Below are 19,726 nucleotides of genomic sequence, written 5' to 3'. Positions count from 1 at the left end.
CCTAGCGGGGATGACCATCAGTCCCGATATCTGTTGCACCGCCCTGGAAGGACTCCTGCCCGCCAACACCCTGCGCATGCGGCGGCTGGGCATCCAGGGGCTCTTCGAGCCGGGCATGGGTGGCTTCCTCCTGCGCTTCACGTTCCGCCTTTTCACGGCGTGACTCCACCGGGCCGGCGTCCTGGACCGGGCGGGTCTCCTTGGAAAGCCAGACGTCGCGGAAGTCGCGTTTGCGGATATTGGTGAAGACCTGGGCGATTTCGGCCTGGTTCAGGGTCTCGCGCTCCAACAGTTCCAGGGCCAGCTCGTCCAGGACGTCGCGGTTCTCGGTCAGGATGGCGTAGGCCTCGTCATGCGCGCCGTCGATCAGGCGGCGGACTTCCTCGTCGACGATGTACGCGATCTGGTCCGAGTAGTTGCGCTCGTGGCCGGCGTCGCGGCCCAGGAACGGCTCGCCGCCGCCCTGGCCGAGCCGCACCGACCCGACCCTTTCACTCATGCCGAACTCGGTGACCATTTTCCGGGCGATCCCGGTGGCCTTCTCGATGTCGTTGGACGCACCCGTGGACGGGTCGTGGAAGACGAGTTCCTCGGCGACGCGCCCGCCCATGGCGTAGGCCATCTGGTCGAGCAGCTCGTTGCGGGTGACGGAGTATTTGTCGTTTTCCGGGACCACCATGGTGTAGCCCAGGGCACGGCCGCGGGGCAGGATGGTGATCTTGGTGACCGGGGCGGAGTTCCGCAGGGCCGCGGCGACGAGCGCGTGGCCGCCCTCGTGGTAGGCGGTGACCTTGCGTTCGTGTTCCTTCATGACCCGGCTGCGCTTCTGCGGGCCGGCCATGACGCGGTCGATCGCCTCGTCGAGGGCACGGTCATCGATCAGGTTCGCGTTGGAGCGGGCGGTCAGCAGTGCCGCCTCGTTCAGGACGTTGGCCAGGTCCGCGCCGGTGTAGCCGGGGGTCTTCTTGGCAACGGCCTTGAGGTCGACGCCGGCAGCCATCGGCTTGCCCTTGGCGTGCACCTGCAGGATCTGGTCGCGGCCGATCAGGTCGGGGGCCTCGACCGAAATCTGCCGGTCGAAGCGGCCCGGACGCAGCAGTGCCGGGTCCAGGACGTCGGGGCGGTTGGTGGCGGCAATCAGGATGACGTTGGTCTTGACGTCGAAGCCGTCCATTTCAACCAGCAGCTGGTTCAGGGTCTGCTCGCGCTCGTCGTTGCCGCCGCCGATTCCGGCGCCGCGGTGCCGGCCGACGGCGTCGATCTCATCGACGAAGATGATGGCCGGCGCGTTCGACTTGGCCTGCTCGAAGAGGTCGCGGACGCGGGAGGCGCCCACACCGACGAACATTTCCACGAAGTCGGAACCGGAGATGGAGAAGAAGGGTACGCCGGCCTCGCCGGCGACCGCGCGGGCCAGCAGGGTCTTGCCGGTGCCCGGAGGGCCGTAGAGCAGCACGCCCTTGGGGATCTTGGCGCCGACGGCCTGGAACTTGGCCGGTTCCTGCAGGAACTCCTTGATCTCCTCGAGTTCCTCGACGGCTTCATCGGAGCCGGCGACATCGCTGAAGGTCACCTGGGGCATGTCCTTGTTGACGAGCTTCGCCTTGGACTTGCCGAACTGCATGACCTTGGACCCGCCGCCCTGCATCCGTGAGAGCAGGAACCAGAACAGGACACCGAGCAGCAGCACCGGCACCAGCAGGGAGAACAGCCCGGAGAACCAGTTGTTTTCGATGGGCTGGTCGGTGAAGCCGCCGGACGGTTTGGCGTCCGTGACTGCCTTGACGACATCCTGGGCGCGGGCGTTGACGAAGTAGAACTGGACGTTCTTGCCCTTGTCCTGCCCGTCGACCTGCAGGTTGTCCTTCAGGACCAGGTCCACACGGTTCTCGGCGTCGAAAATCTTGGCCTGATCAACCTTGCCGCTGGTGCTCAGCAGTTCAAGGCCCTTGTCAGTGTCGATCCGGCTAGCACCGCCGGGCGCCAGAGTGGCGAATGCCAGCAGGAGCATGGCCACCACGACGACAATCCAGATGCCGGGGCCCTTGAAGAAACTCTTAGCTTTCATCTGTTCGGGGGCTGGCCCCGTCCCTCCTGGTAGTGCTGCACGGCGACCGTTCTGCGCGCGTGTGGTGCTGCGTCAGGTTCTAGCTATACACCGTCGCACTAACTCACGCACGGTGAAGGGCAAAAGTTCCCTGTGGGCGTAGCTGGGCCGGGCCTTGCCCCGCCCGGGTCCCGGGCGCGGGTGCCTCTGCGTGAGCGGTCTACTCGTAGACGTGCGGTGCCAGGGTGCCGACGAAGTCCAGGTTGCGGTACTTCTCGGCATAGTCCAGGCCGTAGCCCACGACGAACTCGTTGGGAATGTCGTAACCGACGTACTTGACGTCGATTTTGACCTTGGCGGCCGTCGGCTTGCGGAAAGCGGTGCAGATTTCCACTGAGGCGGTGCCGCGGGATTCCAGGTTCGTCTTGAGCCAGGAGAGCGTGAGGCCCGAGTCGATGATGTCCTCGACAATCAGGACGTCCTTGCCCATGAGGTCCGTGTCGAGGTCCTTGAGGATGCGGACCACGCCGGAGGACTGGGTGCCGGAGCCGTACGAGGAGACGGCCATCCAGTCCATGGAAACGTGGCTGTGCAGTGCACGGGCCAGGTCTGCCATGACCATGACGGCGCCCTTGAGGACGCCGACGATCAGGAGGTCGCGTCCCTCATAGTCCTTGTCGATCTGCGCCGCGAGTTCGGTGATCCGTTGCTGGATCTGTTCCTTGGTGTAGAGAACGTGTTTGAGGTCTGCCTGGACGTCGTTTGAATCCACCAATGGCTCCTGTGTAGATGCGGGGTGCGACTAATTTCGGGGCGGCCGTTGAGGCCGGAATACAAGCTTCCCACAGCGGGCGGCTTCGCGGGGAACACCGGCGGAGGCGGACGGCCCCGCAGCGAGGAGCTCCGCGAGCGAGAGCCGGTAGACGCTGACGCCTCCGGGAAGCTCCACCGGGCCTGCCGATCCCTGCCGGCGCAGCAGCGCTTCGGCGGCGAGCAGTCGCTGGTAGCTGGGCTGTTGACCCCCGACGGCGGCGGCGGCCTTGGCAATCACCCGGAACCTCACGGCCGGGGCAAGGTCCCGCAACGCGGCCTCCGGAAGGCTGATCTCCTCACCGGCCTGCTCCCGCAGCCGGCCGAAGGTGTCGTTCGCCACGTCCTCGAGGTAGTCGGCGTCGAGCTGCAGGATCGCGGCAGTGCGGGCCAGGGATTCGGCGACGCCGGGGCCGAGTTTGTCCTCCAGCAGGGGCAGCACTTCAACCCTTGTCCGGGAGCGCGCGAACGCGGGATCGGTATTGGACGGGTCGTGCCAGGGTTCCAGCCCCTCGACGCGGCAGATCTCCAGGGTGTCCGCCCGCCGCAGGCCCAGGAACGGGCGCAACAGCCGCCCCCGGGAGGGCCTCATTCCGGCCAGGGAGCGGGTGCCCGAGCCGCGCGCCAGGCCCAGGAGCACCTGCTCGGCCTGGTCATCGAGCGTGTGGCCGAGCAGGATCGCGCCGGCACCCGTCTCCTCGGCCGCGGCCTCCAGGGCCGCGTGGCGGGCGTCCCGGGCGGCCGCCTCGGGGCCGATGCCGGTGGAGGCGACGTCGACCGTCCTGATCTGCACGGGCGAGAGTCCGAGGTCCTCGAGGGCCCGGGCGGTGAGTGCGGCGACACCGGCAGAGCCGGGCTGCAGCTGGTGGTCCACGACGACGGCGCCAACGGCCACGGGGTGGCCGTCCACATGGGCGCGGCGGGCGAAATAGGCGGCAACGGCGGCGAGGGCCAGGGAGTCCGGGCCGCCGCTGCAGGCGACCAGGACGCGTTCCGGGTAGCCGGCCGCAGCAAGGGCGTCCTGCAGCATTTTCCGGGCCGTGCCGACCACCGGCGCGAGGCGGCCGGGCCGGCGTCGTCCGCTGGAAACGGAGGTCGAACCAACACCGCTGCTGACAGTCATGGCGGCTAGAGGCCCATCCGGTCGAGCCAGAGCTTCGAGTCGTGGATCTCGGCTTCGCTGGGGAGGTGGCCGGCGTGCTCCCAGACTTTGTTGAATCCTGCCATGCCGGCGGCGTCCACCACTTCGCGGACGAACTTGGCGCCGTCACTGTACTGGCGCATCTTGGCGTCGAGACCGAGCAGGTTGCGGATGAATTTCTCGATCATGCCGCGGTCCTGGCCGCGGGCGTTGAACCGCTGCCGGATGGTCTTCACGGAGGGGACGATGCTGGCGTCCACGGCGTCCATGACCACGTTGGCGTGGCCCTCGAGCAGGCTCATGAGGGCGGTGAGGCGGGACAGGGCCGCCTTTTCCTCCGGGTTCTGGAGCAGGTCCAGGATGGCGCCCCGTCCCGGCGCGGCGCCGGGCGCCGCCCGGTCCTTCAGCGACTTCGCGGCCGCGGAGGCCCGTTCCACCAGCGAATCGACGTTGCCCAGCAGCATGCCGCTGAGGTTTTCGATCTCCTGGAGCATGTGGTGCCGCAGCCACGGGGCGGCGGCGAACTGGACCCGGTGGGTTTGTTCGTGGAGGCAGACCCAGAGCCGGAAGTCCTCGGGAGCGACTTTCAGTTCCCGTTCCACGGCGATGATGTTCGGCGCGACGAGCAGAAGGCGCCCGGATGCGGGGGCCGTGGAGTTTTCGGCCAGCGCGGAGAAGGGATCGTACTGGCCCAGGACTTTGCTGGAAAGGAAGGCCAGGATGGCGCCCAGCTGACTGCCGGTGATGGCCGCGCTGACGCTGGTGGCTCCGGGGCTCAGGGCTGCGCGGCCCTCCAGCAGCTTTTCCATGGCGGGCTTGAGCATCACGGCGAAGCTCTGGGTGTTGGCCTTGGCCCATGAGGCCCTGTCCACCACGAGGACCTCGGAATCACGCAGGTCCCTGGCGGCGTCAAGCCCGGTGATGTCGTGGACGTGCGGCACCGAAAGGTCTGCCATGAGCCGCAGGTTTTCCACCGCGGCGCCGATCTCTGCGGCGCCCAGGACGGGGCCCGCGGGCGTCAGGCGCGCCGCCGTGGACGCGGCGAGCTCCCAATTGATAAGACCTTGGGCCTGGACCGAGGTCTCACCCGAGGTTTTTCGTGATGGCTCGCTTGTTGTCTCGCGCGCAGAGGACTCCATGGGATCCATCAGAACACAGGGGCCGGACAATGCGCCTTAATTTTCGCTGACCGGCGAACCGGGTGGTCCCCCGTTCGTTCAGATCCGGCAGGGTCCGTCAGCGGCAGCCGCAGCCTGCGAGAACGGCGGCGGAGCGGTCCAGGGCGGCCTTGTTCGCGGCGCCGGGAGTCAGGCCGTTCCCCACGAAGGAAAAGACCAGCAGTCGGCCGTCGGCGTCGACGACGTAACCGCTGAGCGCAATGACAGTGTTCAGCGTGCCCGTCTTGGCGCGGACCAGACCGGCGCCCGCGGCCGAGGCTCCCTCCACATACCGGCCCCCCAGGGTTCCGGTGAGCCCGGCGACCGGGAATCCCGAAAGGGCGGCGCGCAACCGGGTGTCCGTCCCCGAGGTCATGGCCCGGACCACGTCCGTGAGCTGCCGGGCCGAGACCCGGTTGGCCAGGGCCAGGCCGGAGACGTCCGCGGCACGGAGGGCATCAGTGGGAACGCCCATGCCCCGGACCTGCTGCAGCACGGCGGCAATGGCGTCCTCGCCGCTGCCGGCCCGGCCGTCGCCGAGGGCGGTCATCCGTCCCAATACCTCGGCCAGGTAGTTGTCCGAGGTCTGCAGCATGAGGTCCACCTGCTGGCCCAGTGTGGCGGACTGGACCTCGGCCAGGACCTTGGCGGGGGCGCTGCCTTTCCCGTGTTCAGTGGCTTTCCCGGGTTCACTGTCAGGCGCGTCTCCGGGCTGGACCCGGGTGACCCCGGGGGTCACGGAGAGCCCAGCGGCCGCCGCTGCCGAGGTAAGCCTGGCGGCGAACGCCTCGGCGGCGGTCATGGCGGCGTCCTGCGGGCGGGTTCCGGTGGTCTTGGCGGGATCGAACCTGGCCGAGTTCAGTGCCAGCGGGAACAGCGGGGCCGTCTCCCCGGCAGCGACGTCCTCGGGGCTCCACGCCTGGCTGAGCGAGGGGCCACTGAAGAGGGAGTCATCGAGCAGGACGCTGACGGCGCCGCTCGCGCCGTTGGCCTTGAGGGCATGGACCGTTGCCTCGGCGAGCGTGGCGAGCCCGGCGCGGCCCAGGACGGCCCCGGGGGCGGATTCGCCGGCGCCCAGGAGGACATCGCCACCGCCGGTCAGGACCACCGAGCCCGGCGTTGGCCCTGCCACCACCCGGGTGCTGAAGCGGCGGTCCGGGCCCAGGACACGCAGTGCGGCGCCGGCTGTGAGGAGCTTCATGTTCGACGCGGGAACGCGGGCCTCGTCGGCCCCGCGTTCAAAGAGCACCTCTCCCGTGGCGGCGTCCTGGACGATCCCGGTGAAGGTGCCGGCGCCGGCGGGCTTAAGGGTCTCGTTGAGCTGTGCCGCGAGGGCTGCGCCGGCGGGGATTGGCGCGGCGTCGCTGAGTGGCCGGATTCCGTCCGCATCGCTGCCGGGGCCGCTCAGCGTCGCGGGAATCTGCTGCCAGGCCGGCGTTGATGCCGAAGCGCCCCGGGGCTGGTCCGGGCCGAGGAATGCCGGGGCGATGGCGATCCCGGCCGGCAGTGCCAGCGCCACCACCAGGACGGTCTGGAGCAGCGGTGCGAGGATCCCGCGAAGCCTGCCGGGCCCCGGTGCGGTGCCGGCGCGGCTGGTTATCGGTTTCATGCTGCTGCTGGTCCTTAGTCCTGAAATGTCCTCACTAGTTCCTGAAACCAGCGCCTCTCGCTATATCCTCAATAGTAGTCGGCGGCACCGACACTGCTTTTTGCCTTCGTCACGCGTGCCGCGCACCCCTGAATTCGTCAAGGAGCATTCCATGAAGCATGACGTGACCATCGAGATCCCCAAGGGATCGCGCGTCAAGTACGAAGTCGACCACGAGACCGGCCGCGTCCGCCTGGACCGCGTCCTGTTCACGTCGATGCAGTACCCCACTCACTACGGTTTCTTCGAGAACACCTTGGGTGAAGACGGAGATCCGCTGGACGCGCTGGTGCTCCTGCAGGACTTCGACCTGTACCCCGGCGTCATCGTCGAGTCCCGCCCGATCGGCGTTTTCAACATGACCGACGACGGCGGCGGCGACGCCAAGGTTCTCTGCGTCCCGACCGACGCCCGGTTCGACCACATCAAAGAGATCAGCGATGTCAGCGAGTTCCTCATCAAGGAAATCGAGCACTTCTTTACCCGTTACAAGGACCTGGAGCCGGGCAAGTGGGTCAAGGCCGAGGGCTGGGGCGACCGCGCCGCCGCCGAGGCCGAGCTCGAAGCGTCCATCAAGCGCTACGTGCCGGCGGCCGGTCACTGACCGTTCCTGCACTCCAACGCGGGGTCCCTTACCGCCCATCCGGGTCGCCGGATTGGGCGGTAAGGGACCCCGCGTTTTTTAAGTGCTGGCGGGCGCAGCGGTGAGGACCCTCGGCGTCGACCTCGCTGCGGCCGCGAAGAAGACGGCTGCGGCCCTCATCGAATGGGACGACGGCGGCGCGGCCCGCCTGGCGCATCTGTCCCTGGACGTGGACGACGAGGAGATTCTCAGCCTCTTCGGCGCCAGCGACATGACGGGCATCGACTGCCCCCTCGGCTGGCCTGACGCCTTCCTGCCTTTCATTGCAGGGCATTTGGCTTTCGACGCCGGGCCGGTCCTCAGCTACGACGGGATCGAGGGCCGCCGGCTGCTCGCTTACCGTGACACGGACCGGTTCGTCACGGGCAGGACCGGGCTGATTCCGCTCAGCGTCTCCGCGGACCGGCTGGCCCACCCGGCCATGAGGTGCGCCGTCATCCAGGCCAAGATCGCCCGGGACTCGGGGCCGCAGGCCAGGGATGGCTCCGGCCGGCTCGCGGAGGTCTATCCGGCGCCATCCCTGAAGATCTGGGGGATCCACGCCCGCGGCTACAAGGGACGCGGGGCGCCAGAAGCCGAAAGGCTGTCCTCCGCCGTGGCGGATCTGACGCTCAAGGCCCCGTGGCTGGACCTCTCGGGGTACCGGGACGATCTTGCGGCGTCCGATGACATGTTCGATGCCGTCATTGCCTCATTGACAGCGCGGGCAGTCGCTCTCGGCAGGACACTGCGGCCCGGCCCCGGGCACGCCGCGGCTGCCCTGAGCGAGGGCTGGATCCATCTGCCCTCCGGCCAACTCTCCGACCTAGCAGCCGGATAGTCGCCCGGTAAGCGCCACTGTTACGGTCCCGGCCCTGCGAGTCTCGCCGGGCACTTGCCCGGCAAGTGCCACCGGGTAGTGTGTCATCCAGAATGTTCACGCTGACCATCAATCAAACCGACAGCCGGCGCGACGGCGACCGTGTGCCGCAGCTCCTCAAGGACCTGCGGCACATTCCGGCGCGCCTCGATTTCGACCGTTCCGTGGAGGACGAGGTCCAAGGCATCCTGGACTGTCCGCACCAGGCGGTGGAGGCGGCCATGATCGCCCTGCGCAGCGGCAGCTGGTACGTGGGCATTGGGGTGGGGCCGGTCAATGAACCCCTGCCGAACCAGATCAAGGACGCCTCGGGCCACGGGCTGATCTACGCCCGGCGCGCCGTGGATCGCCTCCGCAACGGCAAGGACCGGGTCCGTGTGGCCGTAGAAGGCCCGCTGGCCGATCTCGCGGCCGAGGCCGAGGCCGTCCTGCGCCTCCTGGGCCACATTGTGCACGACCGGAGCCAGGCGGAATGGCGGGTGCTGGACCTGCTCACCCCGGGCGTGCGTGGTCAGCAGAAGGCGGTGGCCGAGGAGCTCGGGATCACAACCCAGGCCGTGAGCAAAGCCGTGGCCCGGTCCCAGTGGAACGAAGAGTACGCGGCCCGTCCCGCTGCGGCCCGTCTCCTGGGCCTCATCCTCGACGTCCGCTAGCCGGAGGGTCTCTCACCGGCACCGCCCGTCCGCCGCCGCCGCCGGCGGCTAGAGGAGGCTGCGAAGCACGTGCGCGGCGCCGTCGTCGTAGACCGACTTCGTCACCTCATCCGCGGCGGCAATCACTTCCACGGGGGCCTGCCCCATGGCCACGCCGCGGCGTGCCCAGGTCAGCATCTCGATGTCGTTGCGGCCGTCGCCGACGGCGACCGTGCGTTGGGTGTCGATGCTGAGCCGGTCGCGGAGGTGCTCCAAGGCACTGGCTTTTGTGACGCCGGCCGCGGCAATGTCCAGCCACGCCGTCCAGCCCACCGAATACGTCACGCCGGCGAGACCGATGTGGCGGATGGCGGCGTTGAACTCTTCGGGCGTGTTTTCCGAGCTGAAGACCACCACGCGCACAGCGGTTGCCTCCAGCATGGTCTGGAAGTCGACGCCCACCGCCTCGACACCGAAGCTGGCGTCCTGGAAGCGCTCCGTGGACAGGAAATTACCTTCTTCGTCCTCGAGGGCGTACTTTGCGGTGGGCAGCCGCTTGCGCAGGGCCCGAAGCACAGGGCCCGGGTCAAACGTTGCCTTGTGGAGGACTTCGTAGCCGTCCGGCAAGCCCGAGTCGATGCGCAGGATCACGCCGCCGTTGGAGCACACTGCGTAACCGGTGTCGATTCCGATGTGCTCGATGACGGGCAATGTGGCGTTGAGGGAGCGGCCGGTGGCGATCATGACGTGGTGGCCTGCGGCCACCACGGCCTGGGCGGCCTCGCGGACAGGAACTGACATGTGCCCGTCGTGGTCCACAAGGGTGCCATCGACGTCGAGAGCGATCAGCAGCTTGCTGCCGGCGCCGTTCAGGGCACTTTGGTCCCGGACGTTCCTGGTATGGTCTGCCGTGTTCTGGTCTGTCATGTTCTGGTGTGTGGTGCGCCGGTCATCGTTGCCGGCGACTGAGGATTCAGTCATAGTTGTCATCTCACAAGTAGAGCAGACACCCCCGACGGCCGCTAGGACACACGCCACAGCAAGGCGTTAACTTGTGGTAAACACCCACAGCCTGTCCACAGTGTGAATATTTACCCGGCGGCCACCGGAGGCCCGGCTGGTGGTTAAAGGACGGTGGTTATAGGACGGGGAACACCGTCATGCCGCCGAGGTACTTCTGCAGCGCTGCGGGGACGTTGACGGACCCATCGGGGTTCTGGTGGTGCTCCAGGATGGCAACGATCCAGCGGGTGGTTGCCAAGGTGCCGTTGAGCGTGGCCACGGCCCGGGTGCCCTTGGGCGCACCGTCCTCGTTGAAAATCCGTTCACGGATGTTCAGGCGGCGCGCCTGGAACGTGGTGCAGTTGGACGTGGAGGTCAGCTCCCGGTAGGCGCCCTGGGTGGGAACCCACGCCTCGCAGTCGAACTTCCGGGCCGCTGAATTGCCCAGGTCCCCGGCCGCGGTGTCGATCACGCGGTACGGGAGTTCGCACTTGGCCAGCATCTCTTCTTCCCACGCCAGGAGCCGGGCGTGCTCGCCGGCCGCCTCCTCAACAGTGGTGTAGATGAACATCTCCACCTTGTTGAACTGGTGGACCCGGATGATGCCGCGGGTGTCCTTGCCGTGCGAACCGGCCTCGCGGCGGTAGCAGGAGCTCTGGCCCGCGTAGCGGACCGGACCGCCCGAAAGGTCCAGGATCTCGTCGGCGTGGTAGCCGGCGAGGGCTACTTCGGAGGTGCCCACAAGGTAAAGGTCGTCTTCGGCGAGACGGTAGATCTCGGCGTCGTGCTTGACGTCAAAGCCGGTGCCCTGCATGGTTTCCGGACGCACCAGGGTGGGCGTGATCATGGGGACGAAGCCGGCGTCGATCGCCTGTTCCATCGCCATCTGAAGCAGCGCCATCTCAAGCCGGGCGCCGACTCCGCGCAGGAAGTAGAAGCGTGAGCCGGACACTTTGGCCCCGCGTTCCATGTCGATGGCCCCGATCAGCTCACCGATTTCCAGGTGGTCCTTGGGCTCGAAGTCGGGGAACTCGCGCGGCGTGCCAACCGTCTTGACCACGATGTAGTCGTCCTCGCCGCCGGCCGGGACACCGTCCTCGATCAGGTTGGGGATGCTTCGGAGCAGTTCCTCGTGGGCGCTCTGGGCAACATCCGCCTCGGCAGATGCGGCCTTGACCGAGGCGGCCAGGACCTTCACGTCCGCGAGGAGGGCCTGCTTTTCCTCGCCCTTGGCCTGCGCGACCTTCTTGCCGAAGACGTTCTGTTCGGCCCGGAGGTTCTCGAACCGGATCAGCGCTGCGCGCCTGGCCGAGTCCGCAGCGATGATCGCGTCCACCGCGGATTCGTCGGCGCCACGGGCGCGCTGGCTGGCACGGAACTTGTCCGGATTTTCGCTGAGGTCTTTTACGTCGATCACCAGACAAGAGTATCCAATCCGGTCGCCGTTCCCGGGCAACCCGATGCGGGGGCGCTGGCGGGATACTGTTGGATCACAATGCGCGACTGGCTGCTGTACCTCGTCATCGCTGGGGTCCTGGCGTTTGCCGTCTCCAGTTGGTGGGGAGTGCGCCGGCTGAAGGCCAAGCACACCCGCAGGGCCGTGTGGGAGGAAACCCACAGCCCGGGCCTGGGCCACCAGAGAGTTGCCGTGGTCCTGAATCCCATCAAGGCCAGGTCCGCCGAGGCGCGGAGCCTGATTGAAGCGGCGTGCGCCGAGGCAGGCTGGCAGCCGCCCCGCATCTTTGAAACCACAGCCGAGGACCCCGGCTTTTCCCAGGCGCGGGCGGCGGTGGCCTACGGAGCCGACGTCGTCCTGGCCTGCGGCGGCGACGGTACCGTGCGCGTGGTGGCTGAGATCCTCGCCGGGACGGACATCGCGATGGGCCTGATTCCGCTGGGCACGGGCAACCTCCTGGCCCGCAATGTGCATCTGGAGGTGGGGGACCTCCCAGGCAATGTGCAGGCCGCCTTGTTCGGACACCAGCGGTTTATCGACACGGCGCGGCTCACCCTGGACAATTCACGCACCGGAGAGTCGGCGCAATACACCTTCCTGGTGATCGCGGGTATCGGCATGGACGCCGAAGTGGTCAATGATACGAACGACGATTTGAAGAAGGCGGTGGGCTGGCTCGCGTACACGGAGGCCGGCGCCCGGCACCTGGTGGGGCGGCGCAAAAAGGTCTCCATTGCCCTGGATGACCAGCCCGAACAGTTCCGGAGTATCCGCAGCGTCCTCTTCGCGAACTGCGGCCTGATCCCCGGGGGCATCGATTTCATCCCCCAGGCGATGATCGATGACGGGATGCTGGACATCGTGGTGATGAGCCCGCGCAGTGCAATCGGCTGGCTGGCCATGTACACAAAGATTGTTCTGAAGCACAAGAAGGAACTGCCGGTCATGACGTATTACCGGTCGGGCAAGATCACCATCCGGAGCTCCGAACCCCTGCCCACCCAGGTCGACGGCGACCCTTCCGGCGAGGCCACGAAGGTCACCGTCCAGGTGGCCCCGGGATCCCTGCTGGTCCGGGTCAAGGACGGCACCGAAGTCGGCTAGGCCGACGGCGGCTGGAGCGGTGACTAGGCGCTGGCGGCCTTCTTTGCCTCTTCCGCCTTCTTCGCTTCCGCGGCAGCCTTGGCGGCCCGGGCTTCGGACTGCTCCCGGATCATTGCCTGTTCTTCTTCGAAGCGCAGGCGGTCCGCGCGGTCGGCGTCGTCGCCGTCCCAGTCCTGGTTGTCAGCCGTCGGCTTGGGATTGACGATCATTCCCTGGCCGTCGTTGTCTGTGCTGGTGCCTGACATGACCCGCTCCCTCCGTTAGGGGACTTCCCCAATATGGATCAGGCAAGCATACGCACAGTTGGGAGGGGGTGGAAGGGCACCGGATGGCATTTGCCTACGCTTTGGGCGAAGCCCCCGGCGTATATTCCACCTCGGCAGATGCTCCGCCCAGTATGTCTTTCACCCACGCATGCGCGGACCGGAATGCCTGGTCCGAGGTATGCGGTGCCACGCTGGTCCGGGTGCCGTCGGCACGTTGGTACGAGCCGAGGAAGCGGGTGGCCGGGCTGATCCGGTGGAGGCCGGCAAGCGCGTCGGCCACCCGGGCGTCAGCCACATGGCCATCGGCGTCAATGCTGAAGAAGTAGTGGCCCAGATACTGCCCGGTCGGCCGGGATTCGATCCGGCTCAGGTTCACGCCGCGGGTCGCGAACTGGTCCAGGATCTCCATCAGTGCACCCGGCCGGTCCTCGGGCAGCGGCACCACCACGGTAGTCTTGTCCGCGCCGGTGCGGTCCGGCAGCTGGCCCGGGCGGCCCACGAGCACGAACCGGGTGACGGCGCCGGGGTTGTCGCCGATGTTGTCTGCCAGCACGGCCAGCCCCGGCTGCTCGGCGGCCACGATCGGGGCGCAGATCGCCGCGTCGTAGTGGGCGCCGTCGCCGCCCAGCAGGCCCATCGCGGCCGCGGCGGTGGACGACCCCGGAATATATTCCGCATGAGGAATATTGGCTTCGACCCAGAGCCTGCACTGGGCCCAGGCGTGGCCGTGGGTGGAGATCCGCCGGATGTCCCCGATCGCCACTCCCGGTCTGGCCACAAGGACGAAGCTGATGGGCACCAGGGCCTCCCGGAGGATCCTGAGTTCCTGGCCGGTGGCGATTGCGTCGAGGGTGGCCGTCACACCGCCTTCGACCGAGTTTTCAATCGGCACCATGGCCGCGTCGGCGGAACCGTCCCGCACCTTGTCCAGCGCCGTGTTCACATTCGATGACGGGATGCGGATGGCGTCCGCCGCGCCCGGGACTTGCATCAGGGCCGCCTCGGTGAAGGTGCCCTCGGGTCCGAGGAATGTGTAGGTGACGGTGGGTGCGGGCATCAGGTCTTCCTTCTTCGGTTACAGGACGACCGGTTTGAGGCCGTTGTCCGAGACCAGCGGCATGCCGGTCTCGACCCACTGGTCCATGCCGCCGGCCACATTCACGGCGGAATATCCCATTCCCACCAGCCACTGGGTGGCCCGGTAGGAGCGGCCGCCGGTGCGGCAAATGACATACACGTCCTCGTCCGGGTCGAGCTCCTCGATCCGGGCCGGCAGCTGGTCCATGGGGATGTGCAGGGCGCCCTCGGCGTGTCCCGCGGCCCATTCATAGTCCTCGCGGACGTCCACGATCTTGGCACCATCGGGGATGCCAGACACGCTTACGCTCTGGAAGTCGCTCATGTTCACCCTTTCCGCAGAATTCAAGCTCCGATCCCAGCGTATCCCCCGCTGCCGGCAGCGGTGCCCGGCTGGCGGCACGTTACGCTTCTGGGGACCGCAAAGGAGACTCATGGCTGCCGAACACCCCGCGGAGCGGCCCGTCCGCGGCCCCCGCCCCGGGACATGCCCTCCCCTCGCTGCGAGCGCTGGACATGATGCCAAGGTGTCCTCCCGCAGGTCCCAAAAATGGGCATGTCCGGCGGGCACGGAACCCGCATGGCCCCGCGAACGGCTGAAGTCCGGCTTCCTTGGCTGAAATCCACGAGCTCGCCGCCGTCCAGCTCCGCGAGGCGCTCCGTTCCGGGGAGCTCTCCGCCAGGCAGGCCACCGATCATTTCCTGTACCGCATCGAAGCCCGGAACCCGCACCTCGGGGCATTCATCACCGTCACCGCGGACCAGGCGCGGAAGGATGCCGCGGCAGCCGACCACGTCCACGCCCTCCGAACCCGGACCGGCGAAGCCCTGGCGCCGCTGCATGGGATGCCGGTCGCCTTCAAGGACCTGACGGATGTGGCGGGGGTGGTCACCACGCACGGAAGCGCCGCGCTCGACCGCAAGCCCGCGCTGGCCGACAGCGCCCTCGCCGCCGCGCTCAAGGCGGCGGGGGTGGTGTCGCTGGGCAAGACACAGGTCCCGGAGTTCGGCCTGACGGCGTACAGCGAGAACCGGATCGCCCCGCCGTCGCGCAATCCACATGCACCCAGCCGCAGTTCGGGCGGATCCTCGGGCGGCAGCGCTGCCGCCGTGGCGGCGGGGCTGCTGCCCTTCGCCCCCGGATCCGACGGCGGCGGCTCGGTGCGGATTCCGGCTGCGGCGTGCGGACTGGTCGGGCTGAAACCCGGGCGAGGGCTGGTGCCTGCCGGGGAAAGCTCCGGCGATCCGGCCCATCTCGTGGTTGCCGGGCCGCTCGCGCGCTCGGCCGCCGATGCCGCGCTGCTTTTGGATGCCCTGATGCCCGCGGCACCGGCCCCCGCCCCCGCGGTCCCGCCGGGTTCCAGCTACCTCGACCTGACCACAAGGGAACCGCGCCGGCTGCGGATCGGAATCAGCCTGGACAGCCCGTGGCAAACCGCTTTCCCCTTCACCCCGGATCCTGAGGCGCTCGAGGCACTGTCCGACGGCGTCGCGCGGCTGGAGGCGGCGGGACACGCGACCTCAGAGGCCGCGATTCGCTATGACAACCGCTACGCGGCCGCTTTCACGACAGCCTGGACGGCCGGGATCGGCAGCGCGCGGATCCCACCTCAGCGCGAGGCGCTCCTGACCCCGCTCACCAGGACGTTCCGGCGCCGGGCGCAGCAGCGGAGTGCGGCGAAACTCAACGAAGCCCTCGGTTTCCTCCGGCAGTTCCAGCGCGACACGATCGCCCAGTACAGCCAGTGGGACCTCATCCTCACGCCGGCCCTGGCGCAGACGCCCCGCCCGGTGGGCTGGTTCACGGCCGCGACGCACGGCGGGGATTACTGGCCGGCTGCGGAATGGGCGGGCGACGCCGACGGCGACTACCGCAAGCAATGCGAATACGCGCCGTGGTCCTCCATGGTGAACGTCTGCGGACTGCCTGCCATCAGCATTCCGGTGCACTGGACCGGCGGCGCCCCGGGTTCCGGCCTGCCGATGGGCATACAACTGATCGGGCCGATGGGCTCCGAGGGGCTGCTGCTGCAGGTGGCCGCCCAGTTGGGGTTCTAGCCCTCGCTCCTGCCCCGGGCTTCCCAGAGGACATGCCCACCCCTCCCGTTGGCCACGGCACATGTCCACGCCTCAGACCGAACACGGGATATGTCCAGCGCTCACCGCGGACATGCCCACCCCTAGCCTCGAGGACTGGACATGATGCCATCTTGTCCAGGCATGGGCGCCAAGAATGGGCATGTCCCGCGGGGCAGCCCAAGGAAGAAGCGCGCCCCACCGTTTCCAAGTGCCGCACCGTTCAGCGGCTCATCGGAGACCTACCCGCGGAAGTAGCCCGCGAGATCGACGATGATCTGCACCGATCCCGTCGAGAAATTCGTAATCTTGACATTGCCGTCCGGCCCCACCGGGATCACAGCGAAGTTGGCGACCGTCTGTCCGCGCGCGTAGGACAGGTTCGCCGCGTTCGGTGTGGACGCCCCAGAACCGAACGCCGTGAGGAACCCGCTGGACCTGGATTCGGTGGCGGTCAGGTTGACCACCACGGCGGCCACGGTGGTGGGGATTCCCTTGACGCCGCGCACGTGGAACGTCAGCGATCCTCCCGCCGCCACGGGGCCCGAGGACAGCCGCGTGTCCAGGAACCGTGTGGGGCTCAGGGCGCGGAGGGCTCCGGCCTGCGCTGGTTTGCCTGGCAGGAAATACCCCTGGAGGTCTGCCATGACCTCCGCCGTGCCGGCCGAGGTGTTCGCAACCGTCACCTTCCCGTCAGTCCCGAGGGGGACCACCACGAGGTTGGACACCGTCTGCCCGGCTGTGTAGCTTAAGCTGGACGCCGTCGGCTTCGTGGAACCCGCGGGGTACGCGGTCAGGAAACCGAAGCTCTTCGTCTGGGTCGTTGTGAGGTTCAGGACCACCGCGGATGCGTTCATCGGAATCCCCAGCTTGCCGCCGACTGTAAAGGTCACCGATCGACCGCCTGAAACGGGTCCCGAGGACAACCGCGTATCCAGCAGCCGCGTGGGTGCGACGGAACTGAACGTCCCCGGTGCGGACGGTACGCCTTCGTGGAAATACGCTGACACTCCGACGATCAAATGCGCTGACCCGGACGACGTGTTGGTGAGCGTCAGCCGGCCGTCCGCGCCCAGGGGCACAATGGCGAGGTTGGAAACGGTCTGCCCGGCTTCATAGTTCAGGTTCGAAGTGCTCGGATTGTCGGTTCCGGAGGCGTGTGCGGTTATGTAGCCGTTCGACGTCGGCGAGGTCACTGTGAGGTTCACCACGACCGCAGACGCGTCGGCCGGAACGCCCCTAACGCCGGCGACGCGGAACGATACCGATTTGCCCGCGGCCACCCGTCCCGGCCAAATCCTGGTGTCCAGGAATCGGGTTGGGTTTATGGCGATGGCCCTGCCAGCGCAGTTCGGCACGGCGAAATCAGGCGTGGCGGTGTCGGACGTTTGAGTGTTCGCGATCGCCCGCCTGTACGCGGCAAGGTATGTCCTGCCCAGGTATTCGATACCTTCACGGGAGAAGTGGGTTGAGTCACCCGGATTCAGGGCGCAGGCCATCGAGAGCGCGAAGCCGGTATAGGCGACGCGGCCTGGGGTTTGGTAGTGGCTCCTGTCCACGTTGCCCCTGCCCGGTGTGGCGGCGATGCCTTCCGGCGACATCCGTCCCACGACGAAGGGCAGCTTGGGTGCGGACAGTTGGTCGCGGAAGTAGGCAATGAGCTGGTCCAGCTTCGCGCTGTAGCTCGCAGTGCTTGTGGCGGAGCTGCTCTCGCCCTGGTGCCAGAGAATCCCCTTGAGGACGACGGCGTAGCCGGCTGCTTTGGCCGCCGCTGTGCCGCTCAACGTCTGTTTGACAGCAAGCGCCCCCAAATCGTACTCCGGGGCGGAAGCCGTGCCGACGGACCAGGTCAAAGTCGCCGGCCGGCCGTCGAAGGCGGTGTCGCCGTGCGCTGCAGGGATGATGAGGACTCCGACGTCTGCTGGCTGGGTCTTTAGATACTCCCGAGCAAACGTCGTGGCGGGCGAAAGTCCGTTGGGCGTGTCGTGCATGTCCAACGGCACCGAAGCGGGCCGAAACGTGGGGGTTTTCGCTCCGTACTGGAAGATGCGCGGGTCTGCCACGTCATCCGTACTGTCAAGGGGCAGGCCCCGCCCGGACATGTTCGACTGTCCGGCCGCGACGAAGACGTGAAGGGTGGTGATGGCCCTTGCGGCCTGCCCCGGCACAATGCCCGCGACCATCAGGGCAAAAACAGTCAGGCCGATCAGGAAGCCGTGAAGCCACATGCCCCGGTCCGAAGTCGGGGACCGCCCGGAGGAGTCCGGGGCCCAATGCCGGCGCAGTGGTCGCAGGATAAAGGCCGCTGTGGAGGAAGGCATTACCCTCACAGCCGGCGGTGCCGGATTCGGGGGACCATATCGCTTTCCCCAACTAGCCATAGCTCACACTGTCGCCGAGCTACCTTGAGGTTTTCTTGCCCGCGGCGGCGACCCTCGGCACGCGGTCAAAGCGGTGAAAGTGGCGAACAACCCGGCCGGTGCCCTCCTCCCCTCAGGCCGTCGTCGGGACGCCCAAGGCACCGCCCAAATGGACGCTGGCTGCGACCGGCGGCTATCGTTCACACAAACCCGACCAGGCCGCGAAAGAGGATCGATGAAGATCACCGGTGCAGTACTTGAAGAAATCGGGCGCCCGCGTCCCTTCGCGGAATCCAGGCCCATCAGCATCTCCGAGCTGGAGCTGGCGGCTCCCGGGCCCACCGAGATCCTCGTCCGGATGGAGGCCGCCGGGATCTGCCACTCTGACCTGAGCGTCGTCGACGGCAACCGGGTCCGGCCGGTCCCCATGCTTCTGGGCCATGAGGCCGCGGGCCGGATCGTGACGGTCGGCTCCGCCGTCGCCGACCTGCGGCCCGGGCAGCGCGTGGTCATGTCCTTCCTGCCGCGATGCGAGAGCTGCCCGAACTGCGCCGAAGACGGCAGGCTGCCCTGCACCGCGGGCTCGAAGAGCAACAACGACGGAACGCTGCTGCACGGATCCAGGCACCTGAGCCGCAACGGCGCGACGGTCCACCACCACCTGGGCGTCTCAGGTTTCGCGACCCATGCCGTGGTGGACCGCGCGTCGGCCGTGCCGGTGGACGACGACATCCCCGCGGACATAGCCGCGGTCCTGGGCTGCGCCGTACTGACCGGGGGCGGCGCCGTGCTGAACGCGGCCCGGCCGCGCCCGCAGGACAGCATCATGATCGTCGGCCTTGGAGGCGTGGGCATGGCGGCGCTCATCACCGCCATCTCGCAGGGCATCTCGCGGATCATCGCCGTGGACACGCTGGAGCAGAAACTCGATCACGCCCGCCGCCTCGGCGCCCACGAAACGTACACCCCGCAGCAGGTCCTCGAGGAGGGCGTCAAGGCCAGATACGTGATCGAGTGCGCCGGTAATGCCCGCGCGTTCGAAACCGCGTTCGCCGCCACCTCCCCCGGCGGCACCACCGTCACGGCCGGGCTGCCGTCCCCCGAGGCCCGGGCCCAGCTGGCGCCGCTGACCGTCACCGCCGAGGCGAGGACGATCGTGGGCAGCTACCTCGGTTCCGCCGTACCGTCGCGGGACATCCCGCAATACGCCCAGCTGTGGCGGGACGGGAAACTGCCGGTCGAGGAGCTGATTTCGGACCGTATCGCCCTGGCCGACATCAACCAGGCCATGGACCAGCTGGCTGACGGCCAGGCCATCCGGCAGGTCATCATGTTCGACGGCGGCGAGCCCGCCTAGCACCCGGCCCGGGACCCGGCCGCCCACCGCGGCCGGCTCCCGGAAAATCCGGCGAAAGGGAGGCGAAAGAGAGGCAAAACACTATCCGGGT

Annotated in this window: 17 protein-coding genes; 6 read left to right on the top strand and 11 right to left on the bottom strand. The window is 67.8% G+C overall.

Annotated features, from left to right (window positions below):
• Position 1: 1 nt before the first annotated feature.
• The 5 genes from ftsH to dacB form a co-directional block, all read right to left on the bottom strand.
• Positions 2–2,068, bottom strand: a complete 2,067-nt coding sequence (gene ftsH, locus AC1DEY_RS04130) for an ATP-dependent zinc metalloprotease FtsH (protein WP_441408255.1) — start codon at positions 2,066–2,068, stop codon at positions 2–4.
• A gap of 199 nt (positions 2,069–2,267) precedes the next feature.
• Positions 2,268–2,819 carry a hypoxanthine phosphoribosyltransferase gene (hpt, locus tag AC1DEY_RS04125; RefSeq protein WP_091255514.1) on the bottom strand — a complete coding sequence of 184 codons (552 nt, stop codon included), beginning with the start codon at positions 2,817–2,819 and terminating at the stop codon, positions 2,268–2,270.
• A gap of 30 nt (positions 2,820–2,849) precedes the next feature.
• Positions 2,850–3,887 (bottom strand): tRNA lysidine(34) synthetase TilS, encoded by a 1,038-nt coding sequence (gene tilS, locus AC1DEY_RS04120; RefSeq protein ID WP_476867077.1) that lies wholly within the window; start codon positions 3,885–3,887, stop codon positions 2,850–2,852.
• Positions 3,888–3,985: 98 nt separating this feature from the next.
• On the bottom strand, positions 3,986–5,137 hold the full coding sequence (locus AC1DEY_RS04115) for a zinc-dependent metalloprotease (RefSeq protein WP_476866881.1): 1,152 nt from the start codon (positions 5,135–5,137) through the stop codon (positions 3,986–3,988).
• Between the two features lie 97 nt (positions 5,138–5,234).
• Positions 5,235–6,764: a D-alanyl-D-alanine carboxypeptidase/D-alanyl-D-alanine endopeptidase gene (gene dacB, locus AC1DEY_RS04110; protein ID WP_476866880.1), complete on the bottom strand. Its 1,530-nt coding sequence runs from the start codon at positions 6,762–6,764 to the stop codon at positions 5,235–5,237.
• A 151-nt stretch (positions 6,765–6,915) separates the two neighbouring features.
• Between dacB and AC1DEY_RS04105 the strand changes: the two genes are divergently transcribed.
• The 3 genes from AC1DEY_RS04105 to AC1DEY_RS04095 all read left to right on the top strand — a co-directional run bounded on the left by AC1DEY_RS04105 (position 6,916) and on the right by AC1DEY_RS04095 (position 8,958).
• The gene (locus tag AC1DEY_RS04105) at positions 6,916–7,407 is read left to right on the top strand and encodes an inorganic diphosphatase (protein ID WP_441408258.1); all 492 of its coding nucleotides are present in this window, start codon (positions 6,916–6,918) and stop codon (positions 7,405–7,407) included.
• A 100-nt stretch (positions 7,408–7,507) separates the two neighbouring features.
• On the top strand, positions 7,508–8,266 hold the full coding sequence (locus tag AC1DEY_RS04100) for a DUF429 domain-containing protein (RefSeq protein WP_476867076.1): 759 nt from the start codon (positions 7,508–7,510) through the stop codon (positions 8,264–8,266).
• Positions 8,267–8,358: 92 nt separating this feature from the next.
• Positions 8,359–8,958: a hypothetical protein gene (locus AC1DEY_RS04095; RefSeq protein WP_476866879.1), complete on the top strand. Its 600-nt coding sequence runs from the start codon at positions 8,359–8,361 to the stop codon at positions 8,956–8,958.
• A gap of 48 nt (positions 8,959–9,006) precedes the next feature.
• On the opposite strand, the gene AC1DEY_RS04090 is transcribed toward AC1DEY_RS04095, so the two are convergent.
• A complete protein-coding gene (locus AC1DEY_RS04090) occupies positions 9,007–9,927 on the bottom strand; it encodes an HAD family hydrolase (RefSeq protein WP_476866878.1) in 921 nt (306 codons plus the stop codon).
• A gap of 148 nt (positions 9,928–10,075) precedes the next feature.
• The gene (serS, locus tag AC1DEY_RS04085) at positions 10,076–11,356 is read right to left on the bottom strand and encodes a serine--tRNA ligase (protein ID WP_476866877.1); all 1,281 of its coding nucleotides are present in this window, start codon (positions 11,354–11,356) and stop codon (positions 10,076–10,078) included.
• 78 nt (positions 11,357–11,434) lie between these two features.
• Here serS and AC1DEY_RS04080 point away from each other — a divergent pair, with 78 nt between their 5' ends.
• A complete protein-coding gene (locus tag AC1DEY_RS04080) occupies positions 11,435–12,499 on the top strand; it encodes a diacylglycerol/lipid kinase family protein (RefSeq protein WP_476866876.1) in 1,065 nt (354 codons plus the stop codon).
• A gap of 23 nt (positions 12,500–12,522) precedes the next feature.
• Here AC1DEY_RS04080 and AC1DEY_RS04075 read toward each other — a convergent pair whose 3' ends face one another.
• From AC1DEY_RS04075 to AC1DEY_RS04065, 3 genes are all read right to left on the bottom strand, one after another.
• Positions 12,523–12,744 carry a hypothetical protein gene (locus AC1DEY_RS04075; RefSeq protein ID WP_390201662.1) on the bottom strand — a complete coding sequence of 74 codons (222 nt, stop codon included), beginning with the start codon at positions 12,742–12,744 and terminating at the stop codon, positions 12,523–12,525.
• 94 nt (positions 12,745–12,838) lie between these two features.
• The gene (gene pheA / locus AC1DEY_RS04070; RefSeq protein ID WP_476866875.1) at positions 12,839–13,822 is read right to left on the bottom strand and encodes a prephenate dehydratase; all 984 of its coding nucleotides are present in this window, start codon (positions 13,820–13,822) and stop codon (positions 12,839–12,841) included.
• Positions 13,823–13,840: 18 nt separating this feature from the next.
• Entirely contained in the window at positions 13,841–14,167 is a 327-nt protein-coding gene (locus AC1DEY_RS04065) for a rhodanese-like domain-containing protein (protein WP_390201660.1), read from the bottom strand.
• 287 nt (positions 14,168–14,454) lie between these two features.
• On the opposite strand from AC1DEY_RS04065, the gene AC1DEY_RS04060 reads away from it, so the two are divergent.
• Positions 14,455–15,900, top strand: coding sequence for an amidase (locus AC1DEY_RS04060; protein ID WP_476866874.1), 1,446 nt, complete (start codon positions 14,455–14,457; stop codon positions 15,898–15,900).
• Positions 15,901–16,160: 260 nt separating this feature from the next.
• On the opposite strand, the gene AC1DEY_RS04055 is transcribed toward AC1DEY_RS04060, so the two are convergent.
• Complete coding sequence (locus AC1DEY_RS04055; RefSeq protein WP_476866873.1) at positions 16,161–18,146, bottom strand: sialate O-acetylesterase; 1,986 nt, start codon at positions 18,144–18,146, stop codon at positions 16,161–16,163.
• Positions 18,147–18,513: 367 nt separating this feature from the next.
• On the opposite strand from AC1DEY_RS04055, the gene AC1DEY_RS04050 reads away from it, so the two are divergent.
• Positions 18,514–19,635: an alcohol dehydrogenase catalytic domain-containing protein gene (locus AC1DEY_RS04050; RefSeq protein ID WP_476866872.1), complete on the top strand. Its 1,122-nt coding sequence runs from the start codon at positions 18,514–18,516 to the stop codon at positions 19,633–19,635.
• Positions 19,636–19,726: the final 91 nt, after the last annotated feature.

It is taken from the genome of Arthrobacter sp. 05T47 (assembly GCF_056395825.1).
Note: the sequence above shows the minus strand (reverse complement) of the source record. Positions and strands in the feature narration are given on the sequence as shown.